This is a genomic window from Arthrobacter livingstonensis, assembly GCF_003219815.1.
Lineage (GTDB): Bacteria > Actinomycetota > Actinomycetes > Actinomycetales > Micrococcaceae > Specibacter > Specibacter livingstonensis.
In genome coordinates, this window is the sequence record NZ_QJVD01000004.1 from 24,605 (window position 1) to 45,288 (window position 20,684).

Here is a 20,684-nt window from a genome sequence, read left to right on the forward strand (position 1 = left end):
CCGCCGTATCCGCTAAACGCAACGCAAAGGAAAAGATCACAGTGAGCAAGAAAGTACGCCTCGGCATCATCGGCCTCGGCCAGCAGGGCGGCATGTACGCCAAGTTCATCACCGATGGCCTGGTGCCCAATATGGAGATCGGCGCCATCACCGACACGGACCCCGCCAAGCGTGAACTGGCGGCGGCCACCTACCCCGGTGTCAAGGTGTACGACGACTACACCGCCATGCTGGACAGCGGTGACATCGACGCCGTGGTCACCTGCGTCCCACACTACCTGCACCCGGAAATTGGCATCGCCGCACTCAGCCGCAATATCCACGCCCTCGTGGAAAAGCCCGCGGGCGTGTACACCAAGCAGGTTAAGGAACTCAACGAGTTTGCCGCGAGCAAGCCGGAGCTCTCCTTTGCCATCATGTTCAACCAGCGCAACAACCCGCTGTACCAGCGCCTGAAGGAGATCGTGGACAACGGCGAGATCGGCAGCATCCTGCGCACCAACTGGATCATCACCACCTGGTGGCGGCCGCAGGGCTACTACAACTCCAGCGAGTGGCGCGCCACCTGGGGCGGCGAAGGCGGGGGAGTCCTGGTCAACCAGGCCCCGCACCAGCTGGACCTCTGGCAGTGGATCTGCGGCGTCCCGAAGTCTGTGTTCGCCAAGGTGTCGTACGGATTCCGCCGCGACATCGCCGTGGAAGACGAGGTCACCGCCGTCGTCGACTACGGCAACGGCGCCACCGGAACCTTCGTCACGGCCACCCACGACATGGTGGGCACCGACCGCTTCGAGATCCTCGGCGACCAGGGCAAGATCGTCGTGGAAGGCAGTAAGACCGCCACTGTGACGCGGATGAAAAAGAAGGAACGCGAAATCAGCGAAAGCATGGGCATGGAGGACGTGCGCAAGCTCTTCATGGGCCAGCTGAACATGGACGACTACCTGACCACCGAGACCGTGGAGTTTGATTCCGTGTGGGGGGCCCAGCACGCAGGCGTACTGGAAAACTTTGCCGCCAACATCCTGGACGGCACGCCGCTGCTGGCCCCGGGCTCCGACGGCATCAACGGCGTCCGCCTGGCGAACGCCATCCACCTCTCCAGCTGGAAGGGCGGGGAAGTGGGCCTCGACTTCGACGAGGACGAATTCCTGGGGCTCCTCAACGAGCACATCCGCGACGAGGGCAAGTACGCCGAGCGGAAATAATCCCTGCGGGGCGCCACGCACGGCCGGCCGGCACCGCCGTTTCCATGGTGTCGGCCGGCCGTGCGTTAAGCTGGCAGCTGGCAACCAATTGCGAAGGACTTCGGCGTGACTGACACCACCAAGGCAGGCGGCGATGCAGGACGGGCTGCCGCACGCCCGGGGACTGCGAAATCGGCCCCGACCATCTATGACATTGCCGTCCTGGCCGGCGTCAATCCGTCAACGGTGTCCCGTGCGCTGAGCAAGCCGGGGCGCGTGAGCGCCAAAACCGCCCAAAAGATCACTGATGCGGCGCAGGAATTGAATTACCAGGTCAACGTTTTTGCCCGCGCGCTGCCCACGGGACGCACCCAGACCGTTGGCTTGATTGTCTCCGACATCACCAACCCGGCCTATTTTGAGGTGATCCGCGGTGCTGAAACAGCGGCCTCCGGGCGCGACTACACGCTGATGCTGGCCGAATCCGCGGAGTCGGCGGAGCTGGAATTGACGGCCGCCCGGCGCATGCTGGCGACCGTGGACGGGCTCATTCTGGCCAGCCCGCGCCTTTCCGATGAGGAAATTGGCCTACTGGCTTCGAAAAAGCCCGTCGTGGTGATCAACCGCAGTGTTGCCGGTGTAGCCTCCGTTGTGGCGGACACGGAGGTCGGGGTAACCGACGCCGTCCGCCACCTTGCCGCCATGGGCCACACCGCAATTTCCTACGTGGCGGGCCCGGAACGGTCCTGGATGTCGCAGCGGCGCTGGGAAAGCATCAAGGCCCGGTGCGACTGGCACGGAATGCAGGCCACAGTTGTTGCCTCCCTGCCGCCAACGGTCGACGGCGGACGACGTGCGGCCGCGGGAGTCCGGGCGGGAGCGGCGACCGCCGTGTTTTGCTACAACGACCTCATGGCGATCGGCCTGATGCGGGAGCTCCAATCGGCTGGGCTGACGATTCCGGAAGAGCTGAGCATCCTCGGCTTTGACAACATCTTTGGTTCCGACTTCACCACCCCGCCGCTGTCAACCATCAAGTCCCCGCTTCATGAACTTGGCGTGTCCGCCTTCCGGCGCGTTCTGGACGCCGTGGACCAGGTCGATGCCGGGCAGGAGCCTCCGGCGCCTCCCACGGAACTGGTGCTGCGGGGTTCCACAGGGCGCGCGAAAGGCGCCTGAAAGGCGCAAAACCGGCCTTGGCAATTGATTGGCAACCGGTTGACAAAGGGAATGCATTGCATGGACGATTGAGCTATGTCACATTTTCCCTCACGCGTTGCCACCCGTACTCAGGCAGTAGTAGACGTGTCGCCGCCGCCCGCAGCCAACCCGGACCGCCTGCTGCCCGCCGATCCCGGCACCCGCAGCATTGCCCGCGAACTGCTGGCCAGGGTTGAAGACCTGCCCATCATCTCGCCGCACGGCCACGTTGACGCGGCCATGCTGGAACTGGACACCCCGTTTCCCGACCCCGCAACGTTGCTGGTCAGCCCGGACCACTACGTCACCCGCCTGATCCACGCCAGCGGCGTGCCCCTGGAACGCCTGCGCATGGGTGGCGCCACGGCAGTGGAACCCAGGGACACCTGGCGTGAATTTGCCAAGGCATGGCCGCTTTTTGACGGCACCGCCTCCGGCTACTGGATGCGCGACTCCTTTCAGCACGTCTTTGGCCTGTCCAAGGAAGTGAACGAGGAAAACGCCGACGCCCTCTTCGACGAGCTGGACGCCAAGCTGCAAAGCCCGGCCTTCCGTCCCCGCCAGCTGTTCAAAAACTTCAACATCGAGGTCCTGGCCACCACGGACGATCCGCTGGACGACCTTGCCCCGCACGCGGCAATTGCCAAGGACCCCACATTCACCGGCCGCGTGCTGCCCACGTTCCGCCCCGATGCCTACATCAAGTTCGCCGCTGCTGGCTGGGCCGGGCGCGTGGAAAAGCTGATCGCGGTGGCCGGCGACGGCATGGCCGGCTACGCGGGTTACATCCGCGCACTGGAAAACCGACGCCGGTACTTTGTGGAGCACGGTGCCGTCTCCGCCGACCATGGCGTACGCACCGCACAGACGCTGCGCCTGGATGCCGTCACGGCCGCCACCCTGTTTGACAAGGCGTGCCGCGGCGAGGCCACGGCCGCCGACGCCGACGTCTTCGAGGCCCACATGACGTACCAGATGGCGCGCATGTCCGTGGAAGACGGCCTGGTCATGACCATTCACCCCGGCGTGTTCCGCAACCACCATACGGAATCGTTCAACAGGTTCGGCGCCGACACCGGCCACGACATCCCGTTCGCCGTCAGCTACACCGAGGCGCTGCGCCCCATGCTGGAGGACTTTGGCACGGCGCAGGGCTTCCACTTCATTCCGTTCACGATCGACGAGACCGTGTTCTCCCGTGAAATCGCGCCCCTGGCCGGTTTTTACCCCTCGGTGTACATCGGCGCTCCGTGGTGGTTCCTGGATGCGCCGGACGCCATGCTGCGCTTCCGGTCCGCGGTCACGGAAACGGCCGGATTCTCCCGGTCCTCCGGCTTCATCGACGACACCCGTGCGTTCTGCTCCATCCCGGCACGCCACAACACCTCGCGCCGCATCGAGGCGAGCTTCCTGGCCCGGCTGGTGGCCGAAAGCCGCGTCAGCGAGGCCCGCGCCCACGAAATCATCGTCGACATCGTCGATGCCGCACCCCGAAGGGCCTTCAAGCTGTGACCGCCAAACTGAACCGACGCACCGCAAACGCCGCACCGGCGGCGCCAGTGCGCATTGTCCACCTGGGGCTGGGGGCCTTCCACCGCACTCACCAGGCCTGGTACACCCAGCATGCCAGCGACGGAGCGCAGTGGGGGATTGCCGCCTTTACGGGCCGCCGGCCCGACGCTGCCGTCGCGCTGGCCGCCCAGGACGGCCTCTTCACCTTGATTGAGCGCGGCGGGGAGGGCGACCGCTTTGAGCTCGTGACGAGCATCGTCGAAGCCCACGACGGCGCCGACGGCGCCGCGCTGTGCCGCCTCGTGGCGGCGCCCGCCACGGCGCTGGTCACCCTGACCATCACCGAGGCCGCCTACAACCTTGCCGCGGACGGAACGCTGGACACCGCCAACCCCGCCGTCCAAGCGGACATTGGCATTCTCCGGCCGGCCGGGACGAAGGACGTGTCCGACGCCGGGACCCCACCTGGCCCTGCCGCCCCACGTGCCGCCTCCACACCAGCCGCTTCCACGGCCGCCAGCCGCGCGCCGGCTGTCTCCACGGCAGCGGGACGCCTGGTCCAGGCCCTTGCGGCCCGGCGCGACGCCGGGGCCGGGCCCCTCGCCGTCGTCTCCTGTGACAACCTGGCCCACAACGGCGCTGCCGCCCGGGCGGCCATCGGTGGCTTAGCCGACGTCGCCAACCCCGGGTTGGGAGCCTGGATCGCCGAAAACGTCAGCTTCGTGGGCACCTCCGTCGACCGGATCACCCCGCGTACCACCGAGGCGGAAATTGCACTGGTGGCGGCGGAATGCGGCTATGCCGACTCCTCGCCAGTGGTGACCGAACCCTTCAGCGACTGGGTGCTCTCCGGCGAATTTCCAGCCGGCCGGCCGGACTGGGCCAGCGCCGGCGCCGTGTTCGTGGACGAGATTGAGCATTTTGAGAACCGCAAGCTGTGGCTGCTCAACGGCGCACACTCCCTGCTGGCGTATGCAGGACAGCTCCGCGGACACGCCACCGTGGCGCAGGCCCTGGCGGATCCCGCCTGTGCGGCCTGGATCAAGGAATTTTGGGACGAGGCCGAGGCCAACCTCCCGGCCGACGGGCTGGGGATTCCCGCCTATCGCGCCGCCCTGCTGGCGCGCTTCAGCAATGCCCGGATCGCCCATCACCTCGCCCAGATCGCCATGGACGGCTCCAGCAAGCTGCGCATGCGTGCCGTCCCCGTCCTGACAGCCGAGCTGTCCGCGGGGCGTTCGGGCGCCGGCGTGGCCCGGATGATCGCGGCGTGGGTGGCGTTCCTACGGGAGGGGCACAAGTCCGGCGCAACCGTCTCAGACTCCGCGGCAGCCGAGCTGAACGCAGCCCTGGAACTGCCCGACGGGCAGGACCTTCGGGCGCTGCTGGGGATTCTGGACGGTGGGCTGGCTGCCGACGACGCTGCCATTGCGGCCGTGGCCGCCCAGATGGACGGGCTTCCCGCCCCGGCCTGACCCCCAAGCCCCCAGGAACCTGGGCCAGGCCGACCGGCGTCACCCGTCCTCGGGGCCAGACCAGGTCCCTTGGGCGAGCTTTGTCCGTCGTGGGCAACAAGCTGGCCGGTGGCTCTGCCTCTGCCATTCCCGTCATTGACGCCGCAGCGCAAGCTTCGTCTAGAGCTGAACATCCCTCACCCCGGTGAGGTTGGAGATAATGACAGCGTGAGCAGTTGAGGTTGGAGATAATGACAGCTTGAGCAGAGGTTCGAGATAAGTGGCTGCCCATGTGTCTGGCGTGATGTGAGTGTTTTGCTTGGCCTCGGTTGGCGGGCTCGTCGCCTGGTGGGTGTTGCCTGATGTCGTCAGGGTGTCGGGCAGGGGGGCGTTGTGGTCATTCCATGCCGTTGCGGACACTCCTGGTAGTTGCGGAGGTGGCTACTGCCATTCGCCCGCGCGCACCGGGGGCGAATGACCACAACTACCCCCGCACCCAAAAAGACCGGCGTCTGATCGTTTTCCGGGCCGGATCCAGCGCCCAATGGGAGTGGAACGATGCCGGACCGGCGCCATCATGTCAGGGACATGGATCAGCCACTTCGAGATAATGACGCGTCCGGGGGACCCGCCGCGAGCTTGAGAGTGGTGGGAGTCCGTGGGTGGGCCCACGCGTCCGGGGGACCCGCCGCGAGCTTGAGAGTGGTGGGAGGGCGTGGGGAGTAGCTCGAACTAGCGGCGTGCGACGATCTTTCCCGTTCGGCAGCCCCTTCGGGTGTCAGCCACGCTGATACGCGACAGCCGGAATTATGAGGTTAAGGGAAGAGGTTAAAGAAACTATTGGCAATCGGTTGCCAAATGTTGTCGAAACTGGTTAACTGGATCGTAATACAGCTCACATGCCGGTTTTACAGTCTGCGGCGGGAATCCCCGAACGGGGTTATCCCCCGCAGTGGTCCACCGAAGGGCCAAGGGGGGACCGGCGTCGTGAATTGTCCGCTGCAGCTTACAAGCGGCGGGGACGGGTAAAGGAGCCCAAGAGATGACCATGACTGCAACACAACGAACTGACGGGGCACCCGCCACGGCCGCAAAGCCCATGGGCCCGCTGCCCAAGATGAGCATCTTCGGCTACGGCGCCGGGGATGCGGCCAATAACCTGGCGTTCACCACGGCCACCATGTTCCTGCTGCTGTACTACACGGATGTGGCCGGCATCAGCGCCGCCGCCGCCGGGACATTGCTGCTGGTGGTGCGCATCTTTGATGCGTTCTCCGACGTCCTTGCCGGACGCTTCGTGGACAAGACCTACCACAAAAAACTTGGCAAGTTCCGCCCGTTCATCATGTTCGGTTCGATGCCGTTGCTGCTGCTCAGCGTCGCCACGTTCTCCATCCCGCAGATCGGCCAGTCCGGCATGCTGCTTTGGGCCTACGTCAGCTATGCACTCCTGGGCCTGGCCTACAGCTTCGTGAACATCCCCTACGGCTCACTGGCCGGGGCCATGACCCAGAATTCAGGCGAGCGTGCCAAGCTGGCCAGTGCCCGCACCATCGGCGCCGTCGCCGTCGGCTCCTTCCTGGGAATCTTCATCGCCCCGCTCATGAAGGACGGAGCCACTCTCCAGCCGCTGTTCACCACGATGACGATCATCTTTGCCGTCGTCGGAACTGCCCTGTACATGTTCACGGTGTTCACCACCAAGGAGCGGGTGGTCCGCGAGGTTGCCAAGGTCTCCATCAAGCAAAGCTTCGCGACCCTGAAGGGCAACAAGCCGCTCCTGCTGCTGTGCATCAGCTCCTGCCTGTTCCTGACCGGCCAGCTGGCCGTCGGCACGGTGCAGATCTACTACTTCCGCGACGTGCTGCACTCCCTGGAGCTCTACGCGGTCATGTCCATCATCAACATTGTGCTGACCTTTGGCATGGCCGCCATCCTGCCCCGGCTGGTCCGGGCCTTCGGAAAGAAGCACATCTACCTGGGCGCCGCAGTGCTGATGGCCATCGGAGGCCTGGTCGTGTTCGTCGCCCCTGCCTCTACGGTGTGGCTCGCCTTCACCGGCGTGCTGATCACCCAAGTCGGCATCCTGCTGGTCAGTATGCTGGTCTGGGCCCTCGAAGCCGACACCGTGGAGTACGGTGAGTGGAAGACGGGCATCCGCACGGAAGGAATTACTTACGCGCTATTCTCCTTCACCCGCAAGACCGGCCAGGCCGTTGGCGGCGCACTTGCCGCCTTTGCGCTCGCCTGGGGCGGCTACACCGCTGGTGCCACCCAGCAAAGCGACCATGCACTGCTGGGCATCCGCGCAGGAGCCGGCGTGCTGCCGCTGGTCTTCGCCGTGCTGGCAATGGTCGTCATGGTCATCTACCCCTTGACGGACGCCAAGCACAAGCAAATTGTCCACGAGATCAGCGAACGCCGCCTCATCCGCATCAACACCTCCCGCCAAAATGCCGTCGATGGCGGCTCGACCGGAACCACCGGCACCACCGACGCCGACCCCACCGACGGCGGCTCCGCCGGCCAGTGACCCGGGGCCGGCCTGACCGCCAGCGCCGGCCCCCTCCCAGCCTTTCCCCTGAACCGTACCCATCACACCAGCCCCTCCGGAAGGAACTCTTCGTGAAAATTGTTTCCGCAGAAGTATTTGTCACCAGCCCCAGCCGCAACTTCGTGACCTTGAAGGTCACCACTGACGAAGGCGTGGTAGGCATCGGCGACGCTACGCTGAACGGGCGCGAACTGGCCGTGGCCGCCTACCTCAAGGAGCACGTGGCGCAGCTGCTCATCGGCCGCGACCCGCAGCGCATCGAGGACACCTGGCAGTTCATCTACCGCAGCTCCTACTGGCGTCGCGGCCCGGTCACCATGGCCGCCATTGCCGCCGTCGACATGGCACTGTGGGACATCAAGGGCAAAATTGCCAACATGCCCGTCTACCAGCTGCTCGGCGGTGCCTCCCGCAACGGCCTGCGCGCCTACGGCCATGCCTCCGGCACGGACATCCCGCAGCTCTTCGACTCCGTCCGCGAGCACCTGGAACTTGGTTACAAGTCGGTGCGCATCCAGACCGCGATCCCCGGCATCAAGGCCGTCTACGGCGTTGCCGCCCAGGCCCAGGCCTCGGGCGAGCGCTACGACTACGAGCCCGCCGGTCGCGGTGCCTACCCGCAGGAAGAAGACTGGGACACCCGCGCCTACCTGCGCCACCTGCCCACCGTCTTTGAGGCGGTCCGCAACGAGTTCGGCCCCGAGCTGCCGCTGCTGCACGACGGCCACCACCGCATGACGCCCATCCAGGCCGCCAAGCTCGGCAAGGCCCTGGAGCCGTACGACCTCTTCTGGCTGGAGGACTGCACACCGGCCGAAAACCAGGAGGCGCTGCGCCTGGTCCGTTCGCACACCACCACCCCGCTGGCCATCGGTGAAATCTTCAACACGGTCTACGATTTCCAGACCATCATCAAGGAACAGCTGATCGACTACGTGCGTGCTGCTTCAACCCACTTCGGCGGCATCTCTCCGTTGAAGAAGGTCATGGACTTCGCCGCCCAGTACCAGATCAAGTCCGGCTTCCACGGCCCCACCGACATCTCTCCGATCGGCTTTGCCGCGCAACTGCACGTGGGGCTGGCCATCCACAACTACGGCATCCAGGAATACATGCCGCATTCTGATGCGACCAACGAGGTGTTCCAGCAGTCCATGACCTTCAAGGACGGCTACCTGCACCCGGGGGAGAACCCCGGCATCGGAGTCGAGTTCAACGAGGAGGCCGCCAAGGCGTTCCCGTATCAGCAGGCCTACCTGCCGTACAACCGCCTCGTTGACGGCACGGTGCACGACTGGTGACCGACGCGCTAACCGCTGCTGTGGCGCCTTCCACAAAAGCACCGAAACACATCGTGGTGATGGGGGTCTCCGGCTGCGGCAAGACGACGGTCGGCGCCCTCGTGGCGCACGAGCTCGGCCTGCCGTTCACGGACGGGGACTCGCTGCACCCGGTGAAAAACATTGCCAAAATGGCGGCCGGAAACCCGCTGAACGACGGCGACCGCCGGCCTTGGCTGGAAACGGTGGGCCGTGAGCTGGCCGGCTCGGGCAACGGGCTCGTGGTGGCATGTTCGGCCCTCAAGCGCAGCTACCGGGACGCCATCCGCACACAGGCTCCGGATGCGGTATTCCTGCACCTGGCCGGGAGCAGGGAGATACTCGGATCCCGGCTCGAGGGGCGCTCCGGCCACGTCATGCCGGCGGCACTGCTCGAATCCCAGTTGGCCACCCTGGAACCGCTCGGCGCGGATGAGGCCTCCGTGGTGCTGGACATTTCGGTGCCGGTCCCCGCAGAGGTGGGCGACGCCGTCGCACGTCTTTGCAGCGCCGTCGAAAACCACAGCGCCGTCGAAACCCAGCGCGCCTAACACAAAGCATTCAAGCAAGCACCTGGAGAAGCAATGACTTACGAAGTTGACATGCGGGCCGCGCCGTTCAACCTGGACGACGCCGCCGTGGCCTGGGTGGAGTCGACCATTGGGTCGATGACGCTGGAGGAAAAGATCGGCCAGCTGTTCATCAACCACAACAACGACTTCACCCCGGGGTATCTGGACGGCGTCCTGGAAAACTATCACGTGGGCGGCATGCGCTACCGGCCGGGCCCGTCCGGGGCGGTACAGGAACATATCCGCTACGCCCAGTCCAAAACGAAGATCCCCCTGCTGGTGGCGTCCAACCCCGAAATGGGCGGAGCCGGCAGCTGCGACGACGGAACGTTCGTCTCCACCCATCTGCAGGCCGGCTCCCACCCCGACAAATCCATTGCCCGCAAAATGGGGCAGGTGGCAGGCATCGAAACCGCGGCGCTGGGCTGCAACTGGGCGTTCGCGCCGATAGTGGACATCCACTACAACTGGCGCAACACCGTGATCTCCACGCGGTCCTTCGGCAACACTCCCGAGGTGGTGGTGGAGCGGGCCAAGGAATACTTCGACGGCATCAGCGAGTCGCCCACCGCCTGCGCCATGAAGCACTTCCCGGGCGACGGGATCGACGAACGCGACCAGCACGTGGTCTCCTCCTACAACACCCTCGGATATGAGGACTGGAACAAGACGTACGGCCACGTGTACCGGGAAATGATCGGCCATGGCGTGCAGTCCATCATGGCCGGGCACATCGGGGCGCCGGAACTTTCGCGGCGCTTCGTGCCCGGGCTCGCGGACGCCGACGTGCGCCCCGCCACCTTGGCGCCGGAGCTGCTCGGGGACCTGCTGCGCGGCGAACTCGGCTTCAACGGCCTGGTCCTGACCGACGCTTCCCAGATGATCGGCATGACCGCGGCCATGCGCCGCCGCGACCTGGTGCCTGCTGCCATCGCGGCAGGCTGCGACATGTTCCTGTTCTTCCGCAACCCTGCCGAAGATTTTGGTTTCATGCTGGACGGTTACCGCAACGGCGTCATCACCGATGAGCGCCTGACGGATGCGCTGCGCCGCATTCTGGCCTTGAAGGCTTCGCTGGGTCTGCATGTGAAGGACAGGGACTCCCTGGTCCCGCCCGTGGGGGCGTTGGCCGCAATCGGCCGCGCCGAACACCTGGCCATTGCCGGTGCAATTGCGGACAAGACCGTCACCCTCGTCAAGGACACGGCCCGCAACCTGCCCATCACCCCGGCCACGCACAAGCGGTTCCGACTTCACCCTGGCGGACCCGTTTGGGTACCTGGATGTGGTGGCCGAGGAGCTCGAAAGTGTGGGCTTTGAGGTGCACATCTTCAAGACCGCCGATCAGCGCAGGGCAGCGGGGGAGGAGGGCGTGAACTTCATGTCCGTCATCTCCGATGAAGCCACGGCCGATTACTCCGGGAAGTATGACGCCGCACTGGTGGTTGCCAACGTGAAGGGCTTCGCCCAGGAAGCGGCGATCCGGATCAAGTGGTCCACTCCGATGGCCGCGGAAATCCCGTGGTACGTCACCGAGGTCCCCACCGTGTTTGTATCGTTGAACCAGCCCAACCACCTCATCGACGTGCCCATGGTCAAGACGGCCATCCACGCCCATGCGGCCACCAGGGAGGCCATCCGTGCCACGGTGGAGAAGATCCAGGGACTCTCGGAATTCCAGGGCACGTTCAATGAGAACGTCTTCTGCGATTCCTTCGACACCCGGCTCTAAAGTCACATGGCAGACCCAAGCCCCGGGCGGGGCAGCCCGATGGGGCGCCCCGGCCCAGGCTTTGATATACAGGAGAGTATGGAAACGCCCGTGCACACCCCGAATGACACCACCACCCCCGCCATCACCCGCGTCGTCGTCATGGGGGTCTCTGGCTCCGGCAAAAGCACCATCGGGGCGCTCGTGGCCGACGCCATGGACATCCCGTTCCTGGATGGCGACTCCCTGCACCCCATGGCCAACATCAGCAAGATGGCCGCCGGCACCCCGCTTAACGACGAGGACCGCTGGCCCTGGCTGGAAATTGTCGGCAACGAACTGGCCAACACCACCGCCGCCGGGATCGTCATAGCCTGTTCGGCGCTTAAGCGCAAATACCGAGACGCCATCCGGTCCAAGGCACCGGACACGATTTTCCTGCACCTTGACGGCTCCCTTGAGGTGCTCAGCTCCCGGCTGGAAGGCCGCTCCGGGCACTTCATGCCGCCGGCCCTGCTCGCCTCCCAGCTCGCCGCGCTGGAACCGCTGGGCGGGGACGAGCGCGCCGTCATCATCGACATCTCGGCCGGTATCAACGACCTTTTGGCCGAGGCGGTGGCCGGAATCCGGCGCGTCTCCGGTCAGTAGGTCCGTGCTTCCTTGATGAACGGCCCTAGATGAACGACGACGACCCTGGACCCCGCGCGACCGAACAGCTGAGCGTGGGCCAGCTTGCCGAACGCAGCGCGGTCACCGTGTCAGCACTCCACTTTTACGAGCGGCGCGGACTCATCGCCAGCACCCGCACGGCCGGCAACCAGCGCCGCTACGCCCGCTCCGTGTTGCGGCGCGTGGCAGTGATCCGGGCCGCCCAGCGTGCGGGCATACCGCTGGCGCTGGTGGCGGAATCCTTTGTCGAGCTGCCCACCGACGCCGTGCCCACCCGGGACGACTGGCAGCGGCTTTCAGCGCACTGGCGGGGCGAACTGGACGCGCGCATCAATGCCCTGGAAAAGCTGCGCGGCAGCCTGGGTGGCTGCATTGGCTGCGGCTGCCTGTCGCTGGAGGAGTGCGGCTTTGTCAATCCGTCCGACCTGGTGGCCGGGCAGGGTCCCGGCGCCCGCGCCTTTGACGGTCCCGGCCCAACCGTCTGACCGCATTTGCGGTCGAAAAATGCCCCAAAAGCATGCTTTTTCGAAGGGGCCCACGCTCGCGAGGGGCCACGACCGGGGAACGAGGTGGGGGCGGGCGGGGACTATTGCGGGTCAGCCGGCGTGGGTGCCGATTTGACCTGAACCATGGTTGAGGTTTTATTGTTGTACGTGGCCCGCAGTGTTTGCGGCCCGCCCGATAGGGAACCGGAAGGAACTTGTCATGACGGCCCAGCCGGACACCAGCACGGTCGCTGAAAGCACGGGCGCCGCGGCCTTCAAGGCGGCGTTTGGCGGGCATCCCGCGGGAGTGTCCATCATTACCGCGGACATCGGCACCGGGCCGGTCGGCATCACTGCCTCTTCCGTCGCCTCCGTCTCCGCTGAACCGGCCATCCTGGCATTTTCGCTTGCCTCCCAGTCCGGCTCCGCCGCGGCCATCGCCGTCGCCGATTCGCTCGTGGTGCACCTGCTCACCACGGCCGACGTCGGGCTGGCCAGGGCCTTTGCGAGCCCCGCCACCGAGCGCTTCACAGCAGGCATGGTGTGGACCCGGCTCGAAACCGGGGAGCCGCTGCTGCTGCACGCCGGATACGCCCTGCGCTGCCAAGTTCTCAGCCGCACGCCCGCAGGCGGTTCGCTGCTGGTGGCCGCGTCCGTCGTGGAGGTCATCGCACCGGTTGCAGCCGGAGCGCCCATGGTCTACCACCGCCGCGCCTTTCACGGCCTGGGCGGGCACACAGTGCTGGCGGAAGGCTGAAAAGCTTCGGGCGAACAATTCCCGCTTCCCCAGGCGGTCCGGTGCCGCTCATGTAGACTAAAAATCCTATGGAAAGTAAATCTAGGGGCCGGCGCAACGGTTCGCAGGGCGTCCACACACGCCCCGGCGCGAACGGTGCACAAGCCGGCAAACCCGGCACAAGAGCCCACCACACTTCCTCGCCCACGACGGCCGGCCCCGGCGCCGACCACCCTCCGCCGGCGGCCAGCCCCCGCAGCATCCACGCTGAAACGGGGGACCTCTAATGGAGTGGCTCCTCCTGGCAGCAGGCCTGCTGCTCATCCTCGGCACAGGGTTCTTTGTGGCCGTTGAATTTTCGCTCGTGGCACTGGACCAGTCCACCGTGCAGCGTGCCGTGGACAGCGGCGACAAAGCGGCCGAACCGCTGCTTCGCTGCCTCAAGTCACTCTCAACACAGCTCTCCAGCTGCCAGCTCGGCATCACCTTGACCACGCTGCTGACCGGTTTCCTCATGGAACCCTCGCTCGGTGCGCTGCTGTCCGTGCCGCTGGCCTCCTTGGGCTTACCAGAGGCGGCCGCGGCACCGATCGCGCTGACCGTGGCCATGGTGGTGGCCACCCTGCTCTCCATGCTCATTGGCGAACTGGTGCCCAAAAACATGGCCATCGCCAAGTCCCTGGAGATAGGCAAGGCTGTGGCCCGCCCCCAGCTGGTGTTCACCGCCATCTTCAAGCCCGCCATCCTGGTGCTCAACGGCTTCTCCAACAAGGTCCTGCACCTGTTCGGCCTGGAGGCCAAGGAGGAAATCTCCGGCGCTCGCTCTCCGGCAGAGCTGGCTTCCCTGGTGCGCCGCTCCGCCGCGATGGGCACCCTGAACGAAGGCACGGCCCGTTTTGTGGCCCGCACGCTCAGCTTTGGCGAACGCACGGCCGCCGATGTCATGACCCCGCGCATGCGCGTGGAAACCATCGAGTCCGAGCAGTCCGTGGCGGACATCATCGACGCCGCCCGGCGCACCGGCTATTCCCGCTTTCCCGTCATCGGCGACTCCCCGGACAACATCCTGGGCGTGGTCCACCTGAAAAAGGCAGTCTCCATCCCCTTCCGCAAGCGCCCCGACATCGAGGCCGGCGCCATCATGACCGACGTCCTGCGCGTTCCCGAAACCGTCCACCTCGATGCATTGATCCTGGAACTGCGTGAAGGCAACCTGCAAATGGCCGTGGTCCAGGACGAATACGGCGGCACCGCCGGCGTCACCACACTGGAGGACCTGGTGGAGGAGATTGTCGGGGAGGTCTCCGACGAACACGACAGGACCAAGCCTGGCATCCTGCAAAGCGCCGACGGCAACTGGTTCTTTCCCGGCCTCATGCGCCCCGACGAAGTCTCCGAACGCATCGGCCCGCTCAACGTGCCCGATGAAGCCGGCTACGAGACCGTGGGTGGGTTCATGATGGCGGAACTGGGCCGGCTTGCCGTGGCCGGGGACACCGTGCCCGTCGAGGGAGGCACCCTGGTGGTGGACCGGCTGGAACGCCACCGCATTGACAGGATCTGCTTCATCCCGGCGCCTGCGCCCGAAACCGGGGCGACCGGGGAAGACCCGAAGGGCGGTGGCCGCCGATGAGCGCGTGGGCGGGAATTGCCTGGCTGGTGGTGCTGCTGCTGGGCAACGCCTTCTTTGTGGCGGCGGAATTTGCCATCATGTCCGCACGCCGCAGCCAGATTGAGCCGCTGGCGGACGCCGGGTCCAAACGGGCCAAGGTCACGCTCGGTGCCATGGAAAATGTCTCTCTCATGCTGGCCTGTTCGCAGCTGGGCATCACGGTGTGCTCGCTGCTGATCCTCAACGTGGCGGAACCCTCCATCCACCACCTGCTCTCCGTCCCGCTGCATGCGCTGGGCATTGACGACGGCATTTCCGGGCCCGTGGCGTTTGTGGTGGCGCTGCTGTTGGTGACGTTCCTGCACGTGACCTTTGGCGAGATGGTGCCCAAGAACATGAGCGTTTCGGCCGCGGACAAGGCGGCGCTGCTGCTGGCCCCGCCGCTGGTCTTCATCGGCAAGGCGGTCCGGCCGGTGATCGTGGCACTGAACTGGAGCGCCAACCACATTGTGCGGTTGTTCCGCATTGTGCCGCAGGACGAGGTATCCTCCTCCTTCACCCTGGAGGAGGTGCAGTCCATTGTGGCCGAATCCACCCGCAGCGGCCTGATGAACGACCAAACCGGGCTGATCAACGGCGCACTGGAATTCTCCACCCAAACGGCCCAGGGCATCATGGTGCCGCTGGATCAGGTGGTGACCCTGCCGGTCTCGGCCACCCCCGTGGACTTTGAGCACAAGGTGGGCAAGACCGGCTTCTCCCGGTTCGTCTTTGTCGACGACGCCGGCAACCTCCTCGGGTACCTGCACCTGAAGGACGTCCTGCCCATCCCGGTGGCCCGCTACGAAATGCCCATTGGCGAGGCCCGCGTCCGGTCCATGGTCAACCTGGCCATGGACGAGGAGATTGAGGACGCGCTGGCCATCATGCAGCGGACGGGCTCCCACGTGGCGCGCGTGATTTCCCCGGACGGGGAAACCAGGGGCGTGCTGTTCCTCGAGGACGTCATTGAGCAGTTGGTGGGCGAGATCCGCGATGCAACCCAGACTCAGATCCACGAGCGCCGCAGGGCTTGATGCGAACGGTGGATGGGACCGTGCCCGCTAGATGACCGGCAAATCGCGCCAGCGATTTTCCGGTCCGGCAGATGGGTGGGCCCACGACTGCCAGGTGACCGGCAAATCGCGCCAGCGATTTTCCGGTCCGGCAGATGGGGACTATGCTGATGTAAGTCTTATTGGTAATTATTCTCATTAGCATCCCTGGAGGACCTTCGCATGCACCTGCGCCGCACGACCCTGACCCTCGGACTTGCCGTGGCCGCCACGCTGGCGCTGGGCGCGTGCGGGGGCGGATCCAACGCATCCACGGGAACCCCCTCGGACGGCGGAAAGATCCCGGTGGTGGCCTCCACCAATGTGTACGGCAGCATCGCGGAGGCGATCGGCGGCGACGCGGTTCAGGTGCATTCCATCATTGACCGGGCCGACGCCGATCCGCACTCCTACGAGGCCACCGCCCAGGACAAGCTGGCCGTCTCCAAGGCCGCCGTCGGCATTGAAAACGGCGGCGGCTACGACGACTTCTTCGGCCAGCTGGCCAGCGGCATCCTGGACCCGGCCAAGGTGGTCACCGTCACCGGGCTGTCTGGCCTGGACACGGGTGCTGACTTCAACGAGCACGTCTGGTACTCGCTGCCCACCATGGATCGTCTGGCGGACGAGCTGGCCAAGCGGTTCACCGCTGTTGACCCGGCCAATGCATCCGCGTTCGCAGCGAACGCCGCCACGTTCAAGCAGGGGGTGGGCGGCGTTGAGGACAAGCTGTCGGCGCTGAAGGCCGCCTACCCCGGGTCCACGGCGGCGATCACCGAGCCAGTGCCGCTCTACCTGCTGCAGGAGGCCGGGCTGGTGAACAAAACGCCGGCGGAATTCAGCACGGCCATTGAAAACGGCTCCGACGTCCCCACCACGGTGCTTCGCGATACTGTGGCACTCATGAAATCAGGAACTGTGGACCTGCTGGCCTACAATGCGCAAACCGAGGGCCCGCAGACCCTGGAGGTCAAAAAGGCGGCCCAGGCGGCAGGCGTTCCCGTGGTGGACTTCGCCGAGACCCTGCCCGCCGGCGACAGCTACCTGGGCTGGATGGGCACCAACACCGCGAACCTGGCCAAGGCACTGGAGCAGACCAAGGCCACCGCCAAGTGAGCCCTTCCGTCCCGACGCGCCCGGCCGCGGATCCCGCCGGGAGGCCCGCCGTCAGCCTGCGGGACGCCAAGCTAGGCTACGGGAACCGGCTGCTCTGGGACGGGCTCAACCTGGACATTGCCCCCGGCGAATTCCTCGCCGTGTTGGGTGCCAACGGCAGCGGCAAGACCAGTTTCCTGAAGGTGCTGCTGGGGATGGCCCCCCTGAGTTCCGGGTCCCTGACGTTCGACGGCGAACCCGCCCGGCGCGGTCACCGCAGCATTGGCTACGTCCCCCAGCAGAAACATTTTCCCCCGGACACCCCCCTGCGGGCCCGGGACCTGGTGGGCCTTGGCGTCGACGGGCACAAATGGGGCATCAGGCTCCGCGGGCGGGCCTACCGCCACCGCGTCGACGAGCTTCTGGCGCAGGTGGGTGCCACGCAGTATGCCAGGATTCCCGTTGGCATGCTCTCAGGCGGCGAGCAGCAGCGGCTGCGCATAGCCCAGGCCCTGGCGCCCAACCCCAAGGTGCTGCTGTGCGACGAACCGCTGCTCTCACTGGACCTCAACCACCAGAAGGCCGTCAGCGCGCTGGTGGGCCAGCAGGCCAAGGGTAACGGGACCGCCGTCGTTTTTGTTACCCATGAGATCAACCCGATCCTGGAGCATGTGGACCGGGTGCTCTACCTGGCTGGCGGCCGGTTCACTGTCGGGACGCCGGCGGAGGTCATGACCACCAAAGTCCTTTCAAGGCTGTACGGCACCCACGTTGAGGTGTTGCACAGCAAGGGGCGGATTGTGGTGGTGGGCATGCCCGAGGCCGTGATCGACGGCCACCCGGAGGGACTGCCGGACGGATGGCCTGCGGACGACTTGGCGGAGGGCGCATGAGCTGGGCGGACTTCACCAGCGCGGTGTTTAACTTCACCGACTACGCGGAACTGCTGCCGCTGTTCCGCGACTCCCTGCTGGCCGGCGCCATCCTGGGCCTGGTGGGCGGGCTGATCGGCACCTTCGTCATGATGCGGGACCTGGCGTTTGCCGTCCACGGGATCGCGGAACTTTCCTTTGCCGGGGCATCCTTTGCCCTGCTGGTCGGTGCCGACGTCATTGGCGGTTCGCTGGTGGGCTCTGTGCTGGCCGCGCTGCTGCTGGGCGCCATGGGGGTGCGGGCGCGGGAGAAGAATTCGGTGATTGGCGTCATCATGCCGTTCGGGCTGGGCCTGGGCATCCTGTTTCTCTCGCTGTACCAGGGGCGGGCGGCGAACAAGTTTGGCTTGCTGACCGGGCAGATCGTCTCGGTGGATTCCACCCAGCTCTCCGCATTGGCCGTGACGGCCCTGGTGGTCATTGCGGGGCTGGTTGTGATTTGGCGCCCGCTGACGTTTGCCAGCGTGGACCCGGACATAGCGGACGCGCGCGGCATTCCGGTGCGCACGCTTTCGCTGGCGTTCATGTTTCTGCTGGGCATCTCCGTGGCGCTGTCCATCCAGGTGGTGGGTGCGCTGTTGGTGCTGGCCCTGCTCATCACCCCGGCGGCCGCGGCCCTGCAGGTGACGGCGGCGCCACGGATGGTGGTAGCGCTGAGCGTCGCCTTTGCCGTCGTGTCCACGGTGGGCGGGATCATGCTGGCACTGGGCGGGCGGATCCCGATTTCGCCGTACGTGACCACTCTGTCCTTTGTCATTTACGTGGTTTGCCGCCTGGTGGGCGGGTGGCGGCGCCGGCGGGGCTGGACGGCGCGGGCCGCTTCCATTTCTGCGCACGCGTAGCACCCCGCGCTGCGCCACTTGCGAAGTGGCGCACACTTGGGGCTTAACCATGCGCAGAACTATGGGGCTAGCGTTGGTTCATGGACTGGTTTGGCATGGACTGGTTTGCTTCTGCGGACTTCGGGCTGGCGCGGTTTGTGCTCCAGCGCGGCATCGCTGCCATCTTCGTGATCGCCTTCGTCTCCAGTGCACTGCAGTTCCCGGCGCTGCTGGGCGAACACGGACTGCTGCCCGTGCCGCGCTACCTGGCCCGCGTGGTTCGCCCGCCGGGGCCCACACTGTTTGCATGGCGTTACACCGACCGGCTGTTGCGCTCCGTGGCCTGGACCGGCGTCGTGGTGGGGCTGGCCGTGGTGGCCGGGCTCCCGCAGCGCGGCCCCGCCTGGGTGCCCATGGCCGCCTTCCTGGCCATGTGGCTGCTTTACATGTCGATCGTCAACGTGGGCCAGGTGTTTTACGGTTTCGGATGGGAAATCCTGCTGCTGGAGGCCGGCTTTCTAGCCGCCTTCCTGGGCTCCGACCAGACCACGACGCCGGCCATCACCATTTTCGCCTTCCGCTGGCTGGTGTTCCGGCTGGAGTTTGGTGCCGGCCTGATCAAGCTGCGCGGCGACCCTGTATGGCGGGACCTCACCGCCCTGTACTACCACCACGAGACCCAGCCCATGCCGAACCCGCTCAGCTGGTGGTTCCACCACCTGCCCAAACCGCTGCACAGGGCCGAGGTGCTGGGCAACCACTTCGTGCAGCTGGTGGTCCCGTTCTTCCTGTTTGCGCCGCAGCCGACAGCCACGGTGGCGGCCGCCATCATCATCGTGACCCAGTGCTGGCTGGTCATGTCCGGCAACTTTGCGTGGCTCAATGCCATCACCATTGTGGCAGCCTTCTCCGGCGTGGCCGCCCACTGGCCCCCGGAGCAAGGTGGGACGGGAATGCCGGCCTGGTTCGCCGTCGTCGTGCTGGCGATGGGGATTCTGGTGGCGGTGCTCAGCTGGTGGCCGCTGCGGAACCTGTTCTCGCGCAGCCAAGTCATGAACGGCAGCTTCAACCGGTGGCGGCTGGCCAATGCCTACGGCGCGTTTGGCTCAATCACCCGGGAAAGGTACGAGGTGGTGGTTGAAGGGACGGCCGGGGACCCGGAGGCCGGCGACTGGCGTGAATACGGCTTTCGCGGCAAGCCGGGGGAGCCGGGGCGCAGGCCGCGGCAGTTTGCCCCGTACCACCTGCGGCTCGACTGGCTCATGTGGTTCCTCGCCCTCGGCTCACCCGGGCTGAACTGGTTTGTGCCGTTCCTGAACAAGCTGCTCGACGCCGATCCGGCAACCTTGCGCCTGCTCCGCCGCGATCCGTTCAACGGCCAGCCGCCGGCCTGGGTCCGGGCTCGCATTTTCAGCTACCGGTACAGCACGTGGCGGGAGCGGCGGGACTCCGGTGACTGGTGGGTGCGTGAGCCGCTGGGCGACTTTGTTCCGCCAATGAGCCGCGGCCAATAAGCTTTTCGGCCCCCGGCCCGACGGTTTTGTCACTATGCGCGGGTTCGCGCCCCGGGGGTGCGCATGGTGAGCGCGTACTTTCCTTATGGGTCAGTTTTCGGCCCGGGTGTGTGCATGTTCACCGGACACTTATATTATGCGCCGTGTCGGCGGCGGGAACTGCGCCAGTGGACAAGCTGCGCAGCGTTCGCGCTGCCGCTCTGCGCATAAACTACGG

At 65.9% G+C, this 20,684-nt stretch carries 15 protein-coding genes and 1 pseudogene; all 16 read left to right on the forward strand.

The window, feature by feature from the left end; all coding sequences use genetic code 11:
- Nucleotides 1–41 precede the first annotated feature (41 nt).
- Complete coding sequence (locus CVV68_RS04890; protein WP_110499899.1) at nt 42–1,208, forward strand: Gfo/Idh/MocA family protein; 1,167 nt, start codon at nt 42–44, stop codon at nt 1,206–1,208.
- 105 nt (nt 1,209–1,313) lie between these two features.
- Entirely contained in the window at nt 1,314–2,366 is a 1,053-nt protein-coding gene (locus tag CVV68_RS04895; RefSeq protein WP_110499900.1) for a LacI family DNA-binding transcriptional regulator, read from the forward strand.
- A gap of 126 nt (nt 2,367–2,492) precedes the next feature.
- Entirely contained in the window at nt 2,493–3,899 is a 1,407-nt protein-coding gene (uxaC, locus tag CVV68_RS04900) for a glucuronate isomerase (RefSeq protein ID WP_110499901.1), read from the forward strand.
- Complete coding sequence (locus tag CVV68_RS04905) at nt 3,896–5,374, forward strand: mannitol dehydrogenase family protein (RefSeq protein ID WP_110499902.1); 1,479 nt, start codon at nt 3,896–3,898, stop codon at nt 5,372–5,374. The genes uxaC and CVV68_RS04905 overlap by 4 nt, the downstream gene beginning before the upstream one ends.
- 1,021 nt (nt 5,375–6,395) lie before the next feature.
- Nucleotides 6,396–7,886 (forward strand): glucuronide transporter, encoded by a 1,491-nt coding sequence (gene uidB, locus CVV68_RS04910; protein WP_245933343.1) that lies wholly within the window; start codon nt 6,396–6,398, stop codon nt 7,884–7,886.
- Between the two features lie 92 nt (nt 7,887–7,978).
- Nucleotides 7,979–9,208 (forward strand): D-mannonate dehydratase ManD, encoded by a 1,230-nt coding sequence (gene manD / locus CVV68_RS04915; protein ID WP_110499903.1) that lies wholly within the window; start codon nt 7,979–7,981, stop codon nt 9,206–9,208.
- Between the two features lie 59 nt (nt 9,209–9,267).
- Nucleotides 9,268–11,530: pseudogene (locus CVV68_RS25070) on the forward strand (gluconokinase, GntK/IdnK-type).
- A 90-nt stretch (nt 11,531–11,620) separates the two neighbouring features.
- Nucleotides 11,621–12,157 (forward strand): gluconokinase, encoded by a 537-nt coding sequence (locus CVV68_RS04925; protein WP_245933345.1) that lies wholly within the window; start codon nt 11,621–11,623, stop codon nt 12,155–12,157.
- A 29-nt stretch (nt 12,158–12,186) separates the two neighbouring features.
- Nucleotides 12,187–12,663, forward strand: a complete 477-nt coding sequence (soxR, locus tag CVV68_RS04930; protein ID WP_110499905.1) for a redox-sensitive transcriptional activator SoxR — start codon at nt 12,187–12,189, stop codon at nt 12,661–12,663.
- A 220-nt stretch (nt 12,664–12,883) separates the two neighbouring features.
- Nucleotides 12,884–13,420 carry a flavin reductase family protein gene (locus CVV68_RS04935; protein WP_110499906.1) on the forward strand — a complete coding sequence of 179 codons (537 nt, stop codon included), beginning with the start codon at nt 12,884–12,886 and terminating at the stop codon, nt 13,418–13,420.
- 265 nt (nt 13,421–13,685) lie between these two features.
- Nucleotides 13,686–15,032, forward strand: a complete 1,347-nt coding sequence (locus tag CVV68_RS04940; RefSeq protein ID WP_110499907.1) for a hemolysin family protein — start codon at nt 13,686–13,688, stop codon at nt 15,030–15,032.
- Nucleotides 15,029–16,087: a hemolysin family protein gene (locus CVV68_RS04945; RefSeq protein ID WP_110499908.1), complete on the forward strand. Its 1,059-nt coding sequence runs from the start codon at nt 15,029–15,031 to the stop codon at nt 16,085–16,087. Before CVV68_RS04940 ends, CVV68_RS04945 begins: the two co-directional genes overlap by 4 nt.
- 201 nt (nt 16,088–16,288) lie before the next feature.
- A complete protein-coding gene (locus tag CVV68_RS04950) occupies nt 16,289–17,221 on the forward strand; it encodes a metal ABC transporter solute-binding protein, Zn/Mn family (protein WP_110499909.1) in 933 nt (310 codons plus the stop codon).
- Nucleotides 17,218–18,093, forward strand: coding sequence for a metal ABC transporter ATP-binding protein (locus tag CVV68_RS04955; RefSeq protein ID WP_110499910.1), 876 nt, complete (start codon nt 17,218–17,220; stop codon nt 18,091–18,093). The genes CVV68_RS04950 and CVV68_RS04955 overlap by 4 nt, the downstream gene beginning before the upstream one ends.
- Nucleotides 18,090–18,974: a metal ABC transporter permease gene (locus CVV68_RS04960; protein ID WP_110499911.1), complete on the forward strand. Its 885-nt coding sequence runs from the start codon at nt 18,090–18,092 to the stop codon at nt 18,972–18,974. Before CVV68_RS04955 ends, CVV68_RS04960 begins: the two co-directional genes overlap by 4 nt.
- A gap of 80 nt (nt 18,975–19,054) precedes the next feature.
- Nucleotides 19,055–20,467: a lipase maturation factor family protein gene (locus CVV68_RS04965; protein ID WP_110499912.1), complete on the forward strand. Its 1,413-nt coding sequence runs from the start codon at nt 19,055–19,057 to the stop codon at nt 20,465–20,467.
- The last annotated feature ends 217 nt before the right edge of the window (nt 20,468–20,684 follow it).